Below are 15,578 nucleotides of genomic sequence, written 5' to 3'. Positions count from 1 at the left end.
ATGGATAGGAATAAGGAAACAATGGTCTATAATTTTTCAAACATTATTGCACATTTTAATATCGGGGGAGATGTTACCGGAGTAGAACCTTTTGGCTCAGGCCATATTAATGATACTTTTTTAGTCAAAACGACTTCTGCAGATGGTATTGATTACCTGCTTCAAAAAATAAACAATTATGTTTTTAAAGATGTGGAAGGCCTGATGAACAACATGGTTTATGTAACCAGCCATCTAAAAAGTAAAATTGCCGGACTAGGGGGAGATCCTGAGAAGGAAGTACTTACACTGGTGAAATGTAAAAATGAAAAATACTATTTTGAAGATGAGCAAGGTGATTTCTGGCGAATGACGAATTTCTTAAAAGATACCAGGAGTTATGACCTGGTGACTTCACCGAAGCAGGCTTATCAGGGCGGTGTAGCCTTTGGTGAGTTTCAATACCTGCTGTCAGATCTTCATCCGGGTTTGCTGATTGATACCATTCCCGATTTCCTCAATATGGAACATAGGCTGAATAATCTGCATAAAGCGATAACCAGTGATGCCGCAGACAGGAAGAAAACAGTGCTGCCAGAACTGGATTTTTTACTGAGCAGGGCGGATGCCATGACGGAAATTGTACAGCTGGGTAAAGCAGGGGTATTACCGTTGCGCATCACCCATAACGATACCAAGTTTAACAATATCCTGCTGGATAAGGACAACAATATCCAGTGTGTAATTGATCTGGATACCGTTATGCCCGGTTATGTGGCTTATGATTTTGGGGATGCCATACGCAGTATTATTAACACTGCTGTAGAAGATGAAAGAGACCTCGATGCCATCCAGCTCAATATTCCCCTGTTTACAGAATTTACTAAAGGATATTTAAGCCAGACCATTTCCTTTTTAACAGAACAGGAACTAAAATCGCTGGTTAAAGGGGTATTACTTTTGCCCTATATGCAGTCTGTCCGCTTTTTAACAGATTATCTGGATGGTGATGTATATTATAAAATCCATTTTCCTGAACATAATTTACAGCGTACCCTGGCACAAATGCAACTGCTTAAAATGCTGGAATTAAAAAAAGAAACGCTTCAGGAAATTGTAGAGACAGAATGGTTCAGCCTCAAAAAATAACGGAATTATTGGCCGATAAAAGCGGTTTCTATTGGCCAATGAAACGAATTAGCTGAATGATGGGCAGCTAATACAAAGAGGTATATCCTGAATAATGAATGAATTGAACACCCCATCTTCATCAGAGTTTTTCTAACTTTCAACTGTAGGGCCGGTGGCTAACCAACCGGCGTTATCACTACCGCGCTGAACGTGAAGAAAATCCCTGTCCCTGAAAACGAAAGAAAACGCCTGGCGGCGCTTCGCAATTATGCTATTTTAGATTCACCAGGTGAAGGTGAATTTGACCGTATAACGCAACTGGCTTCGCTGATCTGTGATATGCCTATCTCACTCCTGTCTTTTATTGATGAAGACCGCCAGTGGTTTAAATCAAAGGTTGGGATGGATCAGATTGAAACGCCGAGGCAATTGACTTTATGCCAGTTTACCATAGCAGATGCCGCGTTTATTGAGATCGAGGACGTTAGGCTTGATCGGCGGTTTATGGATAACGACTTGTTCATCACCAATCCCGGTGTTCGTTTTTATGCTGGTTACCCACTCATTGATCCTAATGGTTATGCCCTTGGCACTTTATGTGTGGTTGACCTGAAACCTAATAAATTAACTGATAACCAAAAAAAAGCCATGCAGCTGCTGACCCAGGAAGTGATTGCACTGGTGGTAGAAAGGCGGCAGAAAGAGGAGCTGAAACATTTTGAACAGCTGTTTAACCTGTCGAACGACCTGATCTGCATTACCGATTCTCATGGATATTTCAAAAAGGTAAACCCTGCTTTTGAGCGGATACTGGGCTGGGATACGGAATCTTTTTTACATGCCACCATCTTCGATCTGGTACATCCCGATGATCATGAAAATACACAGCTGGAGCTGCTGCGCTTAGCCGCAGGACAACATACCGTTAATTCCGTTCATCGCTGTAAAACCAGGTCCAACCAATATAAAACCCTGCAATGGACCGTAACGCCTGAAATTTCTACGGGTTTTCTTTTCGCCATTGGCAGGGATATTACAGAAGAAACTTTAAAGGAAAAACAGCTCGCGATCAGCGAAGAAAAGCTGAGTGCCTTTTTTGAAAACTCACAGGGGCTAATGTGCACGCACGACCTGAGAGGGAGGTTTCTGACCTTCAACCATTCGGGGGCTGATATGCTGGGTTATACGCAGGAAGAAATGCTAAAATTGACACTGTTTGATCTGGTTACGGAAGACAGGGCCGATGAATTGACTGATTACCTGAACGGCTTACACGAAACCGGCCACCTCAAAGGGCAAATGATATTGAGAAATAAAGATGGCTCTACCAGGGTCTGGACATTTAACAATGTGCTGGCACGTCATTCCGACAGCAGTGCTTATGTAATCTGTAATGCCATAGATGTTGATGAGCGTTATCAGCTGATCAACGACCTTAAGCGTACCAAAGAAATGCTTGAAGACACTAACAAGGTAGCCAGGGTAGGCGGATGGGAGCTTGATCTCAGAACAGAGAAATTATACTGGACAGCTGTTACCAGAGAAATCCACGGTATTGGTTTGGATGTTAAGCTGGATAAGGATACTGCCATTGAATTTTACAAAGAAGGGGAAACCCGTGAGGTGGTTAGTAAAGTTGTAGCGCTGGCCATAGAAAAAGGAATACCCTTTGATCTGGAATTGCAGATCATCAACCAGGTGGGAGAAGAAGTGTGGGTAAGGGTGATTGGTCAATCAGAAATGATAAACGGGGAGTGCAAAAGAATATTTGGCACTTTTCAGGATATCAATGAGAAGAAAACTGCCGAAATGGAAATTATTGCTTCCAGGAAATTAATGGGCGACATTTTACATGCGGCTTCGGAGGTGAGTATTATTGCCACTGATCTTCAGGGCTATATCACCTCTTTTAATAGCGGAGCGGAAAGGTTATTGGGGTATTCAGCAAAGGAAATCATTGGTAAACAGCGGGTAGGAATTTTTCATTTACCTGAGGAAATGGCCCAGCTGGCCAGGGAATTTACCATCCGCAGTGAAGAGGAAGGCAGGGGTACATTGTATGCTTCGCGGTTAGATCATGTAGATTCAGACCGCAGGGAATTTACCTATATCAGAAAAGATGGTACCCAGCGACTGGTTTCCCTGATCGGTACAGCTATTCGGGATGCTAAAAACGAAATCACAGGTTACCTGGGTATAGCTGTCGACATTACAGAAAGAAAAAGCATAGAAAATGCATTGATTACAGCGAAAGAGCAGGCCGAGCAGGCCAGCATTGCTAAATCTGAATTTCTGGCGAATATGAGTCACGAGATCCGTACTCCCTTAAACGGAGTGATCGGATTTACAGATCTGGTTTTAAAAACCCAATTGAATGAAACACAGGCGCAATATCTTTCTATCGTTAATCAGTCAGCTAATACGCTATTGGGTATCATCAACGATATCCTTGATTTTTCAAAAATTGAGGCAGGTAAACTGGAACTGGAGATTGAGAAATTTGATCTTTATGAGATGGCCTGTCAGGCTACAGATATTATCACGTATACGGTACAGAGCAAAGGCTTAGAGATGCTGTTAAATATCTCATCCGGTCTTCCGCGGTTTATCTGGTCTGATGCAGTACGTCTGAAACAGATCCTGATCAACCTGCTGGGCAATGCAGCCAAGTTTACCGAAAGCGGGGAGATAGAATTGAAAATTGATGTACTGACATCCGAAACCGGGTACAGCACGCTGCGCTTTGGCGTGCGCGACACCGGTATTGGTATTCACTTGGATAAACAGAGCAAAATATTTGAGGCGTTTACCCAGGAAGATGGTTCTGTTACTAAAAAATATGGGGGAACTGGATTGGGGTTAACCATTTCCAATAAACTGCTAGGCCTCATGGGCAGCCAGCTTCAGTTAAAAAGCAAACCCGGAGCAGGAAGCTTGTTTTATTTTGATGTAGACTTTAAATCAGAACAGGGAGAAGTAATTGAGTGGGGAGATATCAATCTTATCAAAAATATACTGGTGGTAGATGATAATGAAAACAATAGATTTATCCTCAACCAGATGCTACTGTTAAAAAATATCAAATCCACGGAAGCTAAAAATGGATTTGATGTGCTGAAAAAAATGGCCGCGGGCGAACACTATGATGTGATCCTGATGGATTATCAGATGCCTTATATGGATGGTCTGGATACCACCAGAAGAATAAGGGAGAACTTCTATCCCACTGCCGAAGAACAGCCAATAGTATTGTTGTTTAGCTCTCCTGAAGATGAGGAGGTGATCAAAGCCTGTGAAGAATTACAGGTTTATCATCGTCTGGTAAAACCGGTTAAAATACAGGACATTTATAATGTCTTGTCAAAAATATATAAAAAGAAAGATCAATTGCCGGCTGCACCGGTTAACACCCCTGCTGTGGAGCTTAAAACACCTTCCTTAACCATTCTGATTGCAGAAGATAACCTGGTGAATATGTTACTGGCAAAAACTGTGATCAGGCGGATCATTCCAAATGCATTTTTACTGGAGGCCTTCAATGGCAGGGAAGCCCTGGAGTACTGTGAAGCGAAATTTCCCGACTTAATTTTCATGGATATCCAGATGCCCGATATGAACGGTTATGAAGCCACCATGAGAATACGGGCGCTGGAAAACATGAGCCATGTACCTATCATTGCATTAACTGCGGGTAACCTGTCGAGTGAAAAAGACAGGTGCCTGGATGCCGGTATGGATGATATTATTACCAAACCTTTTCTGGAAGAAACGATGTCTAAGGTGCTTCATAAATGGGTAACCTTATGATAAAGCTTTCTTCGCAATTAATAAAAGTTAAAGAAATACAGATGAATGAAAATTACATTATTTTTATCGTCTAACTAAATGATAACGAATGAAATTTAATATTTTGATATGGCTTGCAGTTCCCGCTATACTGGCGGCAGGCTGTAAAGGCAAATCGCAGCCATCAGCTGATGATGTTCCAAAACGTACTGTATTTTTTGATAAAACAGGTATGGATACCACGGTTAAACCGGGAGACGATTTTTTTAAATATGTTAACGGCAACTGGACAAAAAGGACAAAAATACCTGGCAGTGAAATGGGATGGGGTTCATTTTATTCGCTGAACGACGATAATGTTAAAAATCTTCATCACCTGCTGGATGGTTTAAAGAACGAGAACAATAACAAGGGAAGTAAAGAACAAAAGATCGGTGATCTGTATGCCAGTGGCATGGATACCATAGCGATTGACAAAAAAGGAGATGCGCCTGTAAAATCTATACTCGCTAAAATTGAAACACTAAAAGATTTAAAAGACATCGTTAATTTTTGTGCCGATGGTTTTAAAGATGGAGACGGTTACCTGCTGGGATTTACTGTTGAACCTGATGACCGCAACAGCACCAAAAATATGGTGAAATTTAGCCAGACAGGATTAGGATTGCCTAATCGTGATTATTATTTTAAAACGGATTCAGCTTCGGTAAAAATAAGGACAGAATATGTAAAATACATCGCAAAGCTATTTACGCTTACTGGTGTTGACGAAAAAACGGCAGCTAAAAATGCGGCTGATATCTTAAAGCTCGAAACCGCTATTGCCCAATCACATGCTACGCCTGTGGAACTGCGCGACCCGGTTAAGAATTACCACAAAATTGCAGTTACAGCTATACAGAAAGATGCCAAGGATATAGATTTTAATGCTGTTTTTAGCCGTATGGGCTTCAAAACAGATACAATATTGGTAGGGCAGCCTAAATATTTTATTGCCCTGGCCGGATTGTTAAAATCTCAGCCGGTTGATAACTGGAAAACTAAGCTGCAGTTTATGGTTTTAAACAGACATGCCAAATACCTGAGCAAGCCGTTTGAAGAAGCAAGTTTTGATTTTTACGGCAAAACTTTAAATGGACAAAAAGAGCAGAAGCCACGCTGGAAACGTATTACGGAAGAAGTAGACGGAAGTCTTGGTGAATTATTAGGCCAGTTGTATGTAGATAAGTATTTCACCGCTGACGCGAAGAAAAGAATGCTCGACCTGGTGAATAACCTGCAAAGCGTTTATAAAGACCGTATCGAAAAGCTGGACTGGATGAGTGCCGATACGAAAAAGAAAGCGATTGAAAAATTGGCTGCCTTCACCAAAAAAATCGGTTACCCCGATAAATGGAAATCTTATGATGATGTAACGGTCAATAAGGATACTTACTACGATAACATGCAGGCTATTGCTCAGCATGACTATCGTGAAAGTCTTAAAAAGATTGATCAGGCTGTGGATAAAGCCGAATGGGGAATGACGCCGCCTACCGTAAATGCTTACTACAATCCAAGTTTTAATGAGATTGTATTTCCGGCCGGTATTTTGCAGTTTCCGTTTTTTGACAAGGACGCAGATGATGCCATTAATTACGGGGCTATCGGCGCAGTAATTGGTCACGAAATGACACATGGATTTGATGATCAGGGCAGCCAGTATGATAAAAATGGCAATATGAAAGAATGGTGGTCGCCCGCCGATGTAACCAAATTTAAAGGCAAAACAACCGGAATAGCAAAACAATACGATCAGTATACCGTACTGAATGATTTGCATGTAAACGGTAACCTGACGATGGGAGAGAATATCGCAGACAATGGCGGTGTGGCCATTGCCTACCAGGCATTTAAAAACACACCAGAAGGTAAAAGTGATCAAAAGATTGACGGTTTTACACCGGATCAACGTTTCTTCCTTTCTTTTGCGCAGATCTACAGAATTAAATATACTGAAGCCGGCACCCGAATGCTGATTGGTGTTGACCCACATTCCCCGGAGAAATATCGTGTAAACGGCTCTGTATCGAATACAGATGCCTGGTATAAAGCTTTTGATATCAAGCCAGGTGATAAACTCTATAAACCTGTAAGTGAAAGGGTACAGATCTGGTAATTTTCAATAAAGGGTGAAATCATTTGGTTTCACCCTTTTCATAAAGCGCTCTGCTAAATCCTATAAATACCTGTCTTCTTCTTTAATGGCAAGATCGTTGATGCTGGCAAACCTCTTTTGCATTAATCCATTTTCATCGAACTCCCAATTCTCATTTCCATAAGCACGGAACCATTCACCCTTTTCATTATGGTATTCATATTCAAATCTTACGGCAATTCTGTTGTCTGTAAAAGCCCAAAGTTCTTTCTTTAGTTTGTAATCCAGTTCTTTTTTCCACTTGCCGGTTAAAAACTGAATAGCCTCTGCTCTGCCATGAATAAACTGGTCGCGGTTGCGCCATTCTGTATCAATGGTATAAGCTAATGCAATTCTTTCCGGGTCGCGGCTATTCCATGCATCTTCTGCCAGCTGTACTTTTTTTGTTGCGGTTTCGAAATTGAACGGTGGTAAAGGAAGTCTCTGTTCCATGATCTCTATAAATTATTTGATAGATCAAAGATATTTTATTTATGCTTTAACCGGTGGTCAGGCCATTGTTATGTTTTATAAAGGGCAGAGCGATGAGATTCCTGATGAAGTTAAAAAAGAAAACCCAGTAAAGGCAATGTTAATGATGCGGAACACCCCAGCGTAAATTAAACTGGGAAACCTGCAATTGGCGAAGGTTTGTTATTTTGTTTTTATTTTAATGAAATAAAAATATTCTTTAAAGAATATTAAGGTGTTTATTCTATATTTGTACTTCTTGTAAATTGTACTGATATGAAAACTACATCAAAAAAGAAAATCAAAGAAATAGGAAAATTACTAGGTGTTAATTTTACTGTAGACAAAACTCTAAGCAAGTATGCTAAGATAGTTCCAGAGAAAATGGAAGAGAGCAATGAAAGTATAGGAAACTCAGTTTTCAACTTCTAGTTTTTTTACCCAATTCTTTTTACTCTTCCTTTCGAATAAGAAGGCATCATAGTTTGTCCCTTGCAAAAAGGGATAAACTATATATTTTTTATTTACCATCTGCAGTCCGCTAATTACAAATGTTTCACTGATATCATTGTAAGCATGGTTGATGGCCATTTGATACAGTCGTGTCTTTACTGCGGTGTCACCTTTTAGAAAGATCTTTTTTTCAGGATAGTTTTCACTAAATGCATGGGCCGCACTTCCAATTGTACCTAAAATTTTGTTCCTATCTCCATTTTTCGATAGTGTAATAAAATCAACATTACCATTTTCTTTAATTGTGCCCAGGGATAAATTATAAATCTGATCATTATTGGAGAAAGGATGAAAATGAATGAGTTTATTCAAATTGCCCTTTGTGCCATTACTTAAAAATAGATAATCTAGCCGGTCTGGAGATATGGAAATATCAGCATATTTGTCATAGTTCATTCTCAAAAGTAATTAAGATTATACTAAAACAAAATAAATTACTTAAATAATTTAATATTTATTTTTAAAGATGTTATTTGTAGGCTTAGGGTTAACATTTATTTTCTGATGATGTTTCGTTTAAAGGTCTTTATTCTCTGTCTCATCCAGTTTCCCCTCTTTGTTTCTCTTTAATGCTACTATTGGTTTCTCCTGTGTTCCGGTAATGCTCAAAGGAATACCAATAATTCCAAATGGCGGCAAGCCCAGTCGTCCGCTTAGGTTTAATCGCCCGTCAAAACTTACCTGGCCTTCAAAACGTGGTCTGAAACCTGCTACGCGCATTTTGAACCTTTCAATCGTAATGATATTGTTGTTAATGGTAGTTTTGATATTCACTTCAGAAAGATCAGGATTGGATAAGCTATCCCGTTTGGTAGCACGACTTACTGCATTCATCACCTGAAATCCGCTTAGACTGATCTTTTTAAGTGAGAGTACACCACCACCTTTTAAAGAAGGGAAAACAGGGAACATATCCTGGTTCAGCCTGCCGGATAACTGATAATCCAGCCCAACAACACCTTTTACTTTGGACGCTGAAGTAGCTAAGTCCCTGAACAGTTTAATTTGCTTATAGGCTTTGGAAATGTCAAATTCCTTTGCAGTTAAATGCGCATCGAAACTGGCCGACCTAGTACTTAAACTCTTATAATTGGCATCCATGTTTACCTGTGCATCAATTAAATTGAAGCCTGTTTGCTGAAGTGCTAAAGTACCATTGTTGAGGATTAAAGTGCCTTTTGCATGTTTAAGTTCCAGGCCGCTATAGTACACTTTACCAACATTGGCAGATACCGTTACATTCAGGTTGCCCGGAATCAGGATCACTCCGCTACCTGCAGCCGGGGCAGTTGCTGTGGCTGTTGAATCATGGTAAACCATAAATTCATTGACGAATAATTTTTTACCCTGCAGGTTGAAATTTCCAGTCAGTTTTGCTTTTGAAGACAAGGCATAGTTAATCACATTCCCCAGATAACCATTCATTACCACATCAGATTTTCCATAACTGGCATCAAACTTTTCAAACTTCATTTTATCCTGAATAAAGGTGAAAATGCCACTCTTAATCAGGAATGATTTTGGAAAAAGATCAGTAGACAGCGTAAGGTCATTGATCAGCATCTTACCCTTGTTGTTCAGTCTATTATATTTACCACTGGTGGCATCGCTCTGCAATCCTTTAAAAGTTACATCGGTATAGACAGATCCTTTTACATTATATCCCTTTATAGCAAAAAGACGGTACATTTTACCTACATCAATCCGGCCTTTTGAAGTCACGTCATAAGATACGTTGTCAAAGTTTTTAAGGTCGGCTTTCAGTACAAAAGGCTGTCCGTCCAGCTGAAAGGAAATGGGTTTGATAAAAAGCTGGGTACCCTTTAACTGACCGTTGCTGTTAACCAGTGTTCCATCGATCACGATCTTTTCTAAAGGCTGATCGAAATGGGAAGTTTTGATACGTCCATTCATCAGTTTAATTGTAGCCTGCGTTACCGGAAAAAGCTTCTTCGCTTTATCATACCCACCTTTACTTTGTACATCGAGGTTCAGGTTTCCATTTAAATCCAGTCCTTTCAGCGGATAAAAGTTTTTAATCTCTGCCAGGTTGATCATTGATTTTAATTGTACATCAATAGGGGTGCTGCCTGAGGTTTTAAGTTTGGCAAAACCCCTGATGTAATTGGATAAAGCCTGTACATTTAAATCGGAGATGTCCAGTTCTGTATTTTTATAATTACCGTCGTTATTGTGTCCATTGAGGTTAAAACTAATCTTGTCGATGGCAGCAGGCAGTGAACCATATTTAATATATCCGTTGGTCAGCGAAGAGGTTAAAGTAAAAATAGGTATCGTAGCAATAACAGTGTCTACTTGCCTGATCCCACTGTGTACTATTTTTTTCGTGTATTTGCCGTCCGCTTTTAAGTTGAGTGTATACTGTCCCCTCAGCTGTGCCATACTGAATATTTTCCCCCATTTGTCCAGATCAATATCAGCACGTGTTTTGATATAGATTTCAGGTTCTTTTAACCCCTTGAGTTTAATTACTGAACTGACATAACTCTTACCCATATTAAAATACAGGCTGTCCATATTGATGGATAAGCTATCCATATTTAAGCTGGGTAACCTGGTTTGAAGGTTAAGGAATAAATGGCTGATAGGCTGCGGGGCCTTTGGATTAGAGATCGAACCGTCGCGTATCTTCATGTTAAACGCGAGCGTTGGCATGATGTTCTGTTTTGCCAGATATTTTCCAATCAGGGAAGCATTGATTTCTGCATAACCTTTAATATTCGTTTTTTCCATACGGGCTACAATATCCGGAGGCAGGGCTGTGAAAATATTGTGCAAATCGGTTTCTTTGGCAGATGTTTTAAAGTTGATATCATAACCATCTTTGATAAAAGAAAACCTTCCTGTAAACCGGATAGGGAGGGAATTGATCTTCAGGTCGTTCTCATTGAACATCAGGTCCAGTGAATTGGTATTGATCTTGGTAACCAGTCTGGCGTTTATCTTCTTATTTAGCAGATAAGGTGTTTTGTTATAATACACGTCTACCGACTCTACCTGAAGCAAGCTCTCCAGATCAAAAATCGCTTTGCTCAGATCACCTTTTCCAGAATAGTTTAAGCCTTTGGCGCTAAACAATAGGGGGACAGAATGATCGTCATAAACCAGGTCACTTTTATTGATAAATATGCCTTCAATCTTAATCGCAGTTGAGCTGCTGTCCTTTTTTGATGGGGCATTTGCGGCGCTCTGATAGATATTGTAATTCGCATTTCCTTTTTCATCTACCAGCACATGGATCTTTGCCTGATCGATAAAGACCTGGTCGATCTTTACCTGCTCGGAAAAAATGGTGCTTAAATTTACACGGAAAGCGAGGTCTTTACTATACAGCAGGGTGTCTTTCTCAAATGGTGCAGAACCTTTGAGCGTAAAATCATGCAGTGTAAGGGTGAGTGAGGGGAAATGGGTAAAGAAAGATAATTTGCTGCTTTCGAAGCTGGCCTTTCCTTTAATATTTCTATTTATCGCCTGATTGATCTCCCTGGAAATCGTCCCCGGGAAAAGATAAGGTCCTGTTAATAACAGCAGGATTACAAAGGCAATGATAATTCCGGTGATTTTGAGCGCTTTTTTCAAGGTGTTGATAGGATTGAAGATCTGCAAAGATAAATCTTTAGGTCATAAATCTGTTTGAACAAAGATCGTTCTTGAATAAGATGGTGATAATCGTATAAATATGCCCAATTCCTGCATGATAGTTCAGAGCTAAAGATGACAGATAATGGCTAGGATATTACCCTAACCCTTCCGGTTAAAAAACCTGATTTTGAGATTCCTGGAGTTGAGTTAATTCCAAATGATTAGCTATAAATTAATTTTTATTTTTTTATACCATTGAGCTAAGGTGAATAACTATTCACTGTGATATAAATTTCATTTATTATCTAATTTAGAATAATTAAGTTCTTATTTTGAAATAAATGGGATTTTTAATTGGGAATTCTTTGAGTTTTCATCGGTATTGCTTATTATGAACCGTTTAAAGAAAACAATATGAATTATTAACTGGAAGCTTTTTTGATTTAAAAGTATAAATAAATTAAAAAAAGAAAACAATTAATAGCGAATTGGAGTATTGTAAAATATCAGATTAAAAGACCATAATTGAGTTATGCTACAGGAAGACATCGTTTTACACGTCCTATTATTTACACCAATACGATATAGATGCCTTCCAGAAAAGATGAACTAAGAATGATAATAATAACACAGAAATTAAAAAAGCTTAAATATACAATGGCAATAAAATAATGGATTAAGAAAACCCTATTGCTATGATTTACGTATAAACTTATACAACCAAAAGCTATGAAAATTTTTAAAAACTGGCACCTGGTAAAGGTGCGTATGATCCCGATGCATTCTATATCATCATATTACTTCAATAAAGTGCGCGAAGAGCATTCAGATGAAGAAAGCTGCTTGTTAAAAAGAGGATTTGAAGATGGGTATGCACAGTCGTTGATGGATGGCGGTGTCTCTCCCAAAGATCTTCCCAAGGGTAAAAGAGAACAATAGGGCAAAGTCGTTTTGATATAGCGAGAAAAATTTTAAACGTTAACTGGTTTATGCTGTTTAGAACTTTTTCCTGTCTGTTATGCTTTTTTTACGGGGAATAGCGAGATTGTCATCGTGTGTTTATACCTGCTATCACTTATCGCCTTTAATATTATTAGATAAAGGGACAAGATTCGTTGTGGAGTTGCTGAAAATCAATAATTTCTGTTTAAAATCCTAAAAACGCAATTGTGGCGTCATCCCCACAAACCGAGAGGGTCAGTGATGGTACCCGGGGCCATGTTTACATACCCGGTTATAGTTCCAGTTGATCAAATGGGCTGCAGCAATGGTAAAACCTCCCAGTGGAACAATGATAGCTTCCGCATTTTTGAAGACAAAATGGCCTGCAGCAATTAAAATAAATCCCGAGATCAGCACTACTACAGGCAATACTTTTTTATGGATCGGATACGAAGAAGCTAACGCAGAAATACCTACTGCCAGGGAAAGGCAGATCATAAAAATTTCCACCCATTTATTGGCTAAAAACTCAAGGCCTAGTAAGGGCAGTGCGGTAATAATCAATGGTAGTGCAGCACAATGTATGGCACATGCAATAGAAGCAACCATGCCCAGGTGATCCAACCTTTCGGATTTAGGAAGTAATTTCATTCCGCAAATATATAAGCAACAGTGTTGCTTTTGATTGTCTGTTTGTTATTATGACTAACAAATTATTATTAATAATAGCCTGTGGCCGATCGTGAACGGTGCTTCTGTTCCAGTTTATATTATATTGCGCTATGATTTATATTACCCGGAGGATAAAATTTACAGCGGTTCACCAGATGCATTTTAAAACCCAGTCTAAATGGTACGGGCATGATTATGAGCTTTTTGTTACGCTAAAAGGAAATATCAATCCGGAAAATGGCTACCTGCTGGACTTAAAAATCCTGAGTCAGCTGCTCGAAGAAAAACTGGTTCAAAAGATCAGTTTTAAAAATCTGAATACCGAGGTTGATTTTTTGTTAGGGAAAGTGATCTCGCTCGAAATGCTGACGCTGGAAATCTTTAAACTGATCAAGCCCGGCTTGCTGGAGATCAATGCCTCTCTGCATAAAGTAAGGCTGGTTGCCGGCAGTGATGAAGCTTGGTGCATCGACGAATAAAAGTATATCGGAAATAGAATGGCCTATAATAAAAGGGGTCAAACAAGCCATCATTATAAAAGGAGCATCTTCTGCTTTACCTGTTCTTTTGTATGTTTATGGAGGGCCCGGAACGCCAGATATATCAAAGGAGCCAGGCTAAGTTTATTGAAGTTATGGCCCGCAATTATAGCTAACGATATCAGTCTTTTATTCGGCGGACAATATATCCCGTTATATCTGTTCCAGGGTAAACATGACCGGCAGGCCTTTCCTGCTCAGGCACAGCAGTATGGCAAAAATCTGATTGCTCCGGTCATGAATTTTTACACCTTTGGTGATGTTGCCCGTTTTCCACATCTGGAATCCCATCGGCATTTTCTGAAAATTATCATAGCAGATATTACAGGCGATTTTGGTAAATTTTATTGGACATAACAGGAACTGCTAAGCTCGTCTCCATAAGCCATTGTATTTTGCCAGTCGAGCTCATTACCCACGTTTTCCAGTATAGACTGATCAAGTGTTGGCCAGTAGGCCGCTACCGAGATCCGGGAAACATACCGGCCATTTGAGTTAGTGGTATCGATAGGACCAAGTACGGCGCGAAATTCCCTGATCAGCCTGATAAAAGTGCACGCGGATACATTCCCGTTCATGCCTGATTCCAGGTCGATATCAACACCGTTAAGGCCCCAATCGCCATCTATGATCTCCCGCTTAAAATTCCTGACGAAAGCGGGAATGTTGACATCGTTCCAGGGTGCTGAAGGAGAATCTGTCAGGCACATCAAAACCTCTGTCCCCTGGTTCTGCAATTGTTTAGCCCATCTGATCTGCTTTTGTTTTGTATATTCTTTATACAAATAATTTATATTGATAGCTCCCTCCCTGGTCGGGTTAGCTACAAAAAGGGTCACTTTGTTGTTTTCGCCCAGTGTCTCGCTGGGGAAAATTCCTGAAGGCTGATAGCTCATCCAGTATCCGTTGAACATTTTATTGGTATTCATATCAATTATTTTTAGGGCGTTAAAATTATAAGATTGACTGTGGATCTAAATTAAGGCAATAGTAGTCTGTTTATAAGCGCATTAGTACGCATTGTAAAAGATGCGTATTAATACTTCTTTTAATTTTATAACTCATTGTTATTAATGTCTGGTTTAAGTTTTTCTTTATTCTGACAGAAGAATAACCTGTTGAATTTTGTGTAACTTTATGTGTATGTATATCTACTTATGATGTAAAATGCGTATTTCTACGTACAAAAATTTCTGCGTCCGACTTTATATTTGTGATAGAACATGTCCCCAGGAAGGGATTGTTTTAAATCCTGTATCTAAATTATTTATTCACCTAAAGTAATCAACATGGAAAACCACCCTTTAAAATTTTATCAGTTGGCGTATCAGATTTCTGATATTAATAACATGATACTTAGTAATGACGGAATCGACTATTTCGTTTTTTCTTTTTATTCTGCGGAGCCGGGCTTGCCGTTACAGCTTGTCGCCTATGCAAGAACCAATAATGGAGGTGTACTTAGTTACAGCGCTGAAATTAATCTTTTAGCTGCTCATGGCCACAGTGTACTGGAAGTAAATGGTCCTGTTATCATGAGCAACAACTTTATTCCTATCGAAGCCGTGAAAGACCTGATTGATTATCCCAATAACCGGGGTGTTGGTTACGTGGTTTTCACTCCGGTTTTAAACGACAATAAACATGTTTATTACGATTTGGCCTCACATAAATTAACAGAAGTAGGAGAAATAAAAACTCCTGGCGATTCTACCAATCCATCCCCACCGGCAACGATGACCGTTTCAAGTCCTTACCTGGTATAA

General features: G+C 39.5%; 14 protein-coding genes. 9 read left to right on the top strand and 5 right to left on the bottom strand.

The window, feature by feature from the left end; genetic code table 11:
* The 3 genes from GSQ84_RS07740 (at position 1) to GSQ84_RS07730 (ending at position 7,054) form a co-directional block, all read left to right on the top strand.
* A complete protein-coding gene (locus GSQ84_RS07740) occupies positions 1-1,128 on the top strand; it encodes a phosphotransferase enzyme family protein (RefSeq protein WP_254070802.1) in 1,128 nt (375 codons plus the stop codon).
* Positions 1,129-1,320: 192 nt separating this feature from the next.
* The gene (locus GSQ84_RS07735; protein WP_216848893.1) at positions 1,321-4,917 is read left to right on the top strand and encodes a PAS domain S-box protein; all 3,597 of its coding nucleotides are present in this window, start codon (positions 1,321-1,323) and stop codon (positions 4,915-4,917) included.
* 88 nt (positions 4,918-5,005) lie between these two features.
* Positions 5,006-7,054 (top strand): M13 family metallopeptidase, encoded by a 2,049-nt coding sequence (locus GSQ84_RS07730; protein WP_158796675.1) that lies wholly within the window; start codon positions 5,006-5,008, stop codon positions 7,052-7,054.
* Between the two features lie 60 nt (positions 7,055-7,114).
* Here the strand turns inward: GSQ84_RS07730 and GSQ84_RS07725 are convergent, their stop codons facing one another.
* The gene (locus GSQ84_RS07725) at positions 7,115-7,525 is read right to left on the bottom strand and encodes a nuclear transport factor 2 family protein (RefSeq protein ID WP_158796674.1); all 411 of its coding nucleotides are present in this window, start codon (positions 7,523-7,525) and stop codon (positions 7,115-7,117) included.
* 16 nt (positions 7,526-7,541) lie between these two features.
* On the opposite strand from GSQ84_RS07725, the gene GSQ84_RS07720 reads away from it, so the two are divergent.
* Both GSQ84_RS07720 and GSQ84_RS07715 read left to right on the top strand, forming a co-directional pair.
* Positions 7,542-7,691, top strand: coding sequence for a hypothetical protein (locus GSQ84_RS07720; RefSeq protein WP_158796673.1), 150 nt, complete (start codon positions 7,542-7,544; stop codon positions 7,689-7,691).
* A gap of 128 nt (positions 7,692-7,819) precedes the next feature.
* Positions 7,820-7,975 carry a hypothetical protein gene (locus GSQ84_RS07715; protein ID WP_158796672.1) on the top strand — a complete coding sequence of 52 codons (156 nt, stop codon included), beginning with the start codon at positions 7,820-7,822 and terminating at the stop codon, positions 7,973-7,975.
* Here GSQ84_RS07715 and GSQ84_RS07710 read toward each other — a convergent pair.
* Positions 7,958-8,452 carry a hypothetical protein gene (locus GSQ84_RS07710; RefSeq protein WP_158796671.1) on the bottom strand — a complete coding sequence of 165 codons (495 nt, stop codon included), beginning with the start codon at positions 8,450-8,452 and terminating at the stop codon, positions 7,958-7,960. The genes GSQ84_RS07715 and GSQ84_RS07710 overlap by 18 nt on opposite strands.
* A 120-nt stretch (positions 8,453-8,572) precedes the next feature.
* Positions 8,573-11,683 (bottom strand): AsmA family protein, encoded by a 3,111-nt coding sequence (locus GSQ84_RS07705; RefSeq protein WP_158796670.1) that lies wholly within the window; start codon positions 11,681-11,683, stop codon positions 8,573-8,575.
* 705 nt (positions 11,684-12,388) lie between these two features.
* Here GSQ84_RS07705 and GSQ84_RS07700 point away from each other — a divergent pair.
* Positions 12,389-12,598: a hypothetical protein gene (locus tag GSQ84_RS07700; RefSeq protein WP_158796669.1), complete on the top strand. Its 210-nt coding sequence runs from the start codon at positions 12,389-12,391 to the stop codon at positions 12,596-12,598.
* Between the two features lie 258 nt (positions 12,599-12,856).
* Here the strand turns inward: GSQ84_RS07700 and GSQ84_RS07695 are convergent, their stop codons facing one another.
* Positions 12,857-13,252 carry a MerC domain-containing protein gene (locus GSQ84_RS07695; protein ID WP_158796668.1) on the bottom strand — a complete coding sequence of 132 codons (396 nt, stop codon included), beginning with the start codon at positions 13,250-13,252 and terminating at the stop codon, positions 12,857-12,859.
* Between the two features lie 131 nt (positions 13,253-13,383).
* Between GSQ84_RS07695 and GSQ84_RS07690 the strand changes: the two genes are divergently transcribed.
* Positions 13,384-13,752: a 6-carboxytetrahydropterin synthase gene (locus tag GSQ84_RS07690; RefSeq protein WP_158796667.1), complete on the top strand. Its 369-nt coding sequence runs from the start codon at positions 13,384-13,386 to the stop codon at positions 13,750-13,752.
* Positions 13,753-13,770: 18 nt separating this feature from the next.
* Positions 13,771-14,169, top strand: a complete 399-nt coding sequence (locus tag GSQ84_RS07685; RefSeq protein WP_158796666.1) for a hypothetical protein — start codon at positions 13,771-13,773, stop codon at positions 14,167-14,169.
* On the opposite strand, the gene GSQ84_RS07680 is transcribed toward GSQ84_RS07685, so the two are convergent.
* Positions 14,157-14,741: a glycosyl hydrolase family 18 protein gene (locus tag GSQ84_RS07680; RefSeq protein ID WP_158796665.1), complete on the bottom strand. Its 585-nt coding sequence runs from the start codon at positions 14,739-14,741 to the stop codon at positions 14,157-14,159. The genes GSQ84_RS07685 and GSQ84_RS07680 overlap by 13 nt on opposite strands.
* A gap of 420 nt (positions 14,742-15,161) precedes the next feature.
* On the opposite strand from GSQ84_RS07680, the gene GSQ84_RS07675 reads away from it, so the two are divergent.
* On the top strand, positions 15,162-15,578 hold the full coding sequence (locus GSQ84_RS07675) for a hypothetical protein (RefSeq protein ID WP_158796664.1): 417 nt from the start codon (positions 15,162-15,164) through the stop codon (positions 15,576-15,578).

The organism is Pedobacter sp. L105, from assembly GCF_009765875.1.
In the GTDB taxonomy this organism is placed as follows: domain Bacteria; phylum Bacteroidota; class Bacteroidia; order Sphingobacteriales; family Sphingobacteriaceae; genus Pedobacter.
This window is presented reverse-complemented; position numbering and strand designations above follow the sequence as displayed.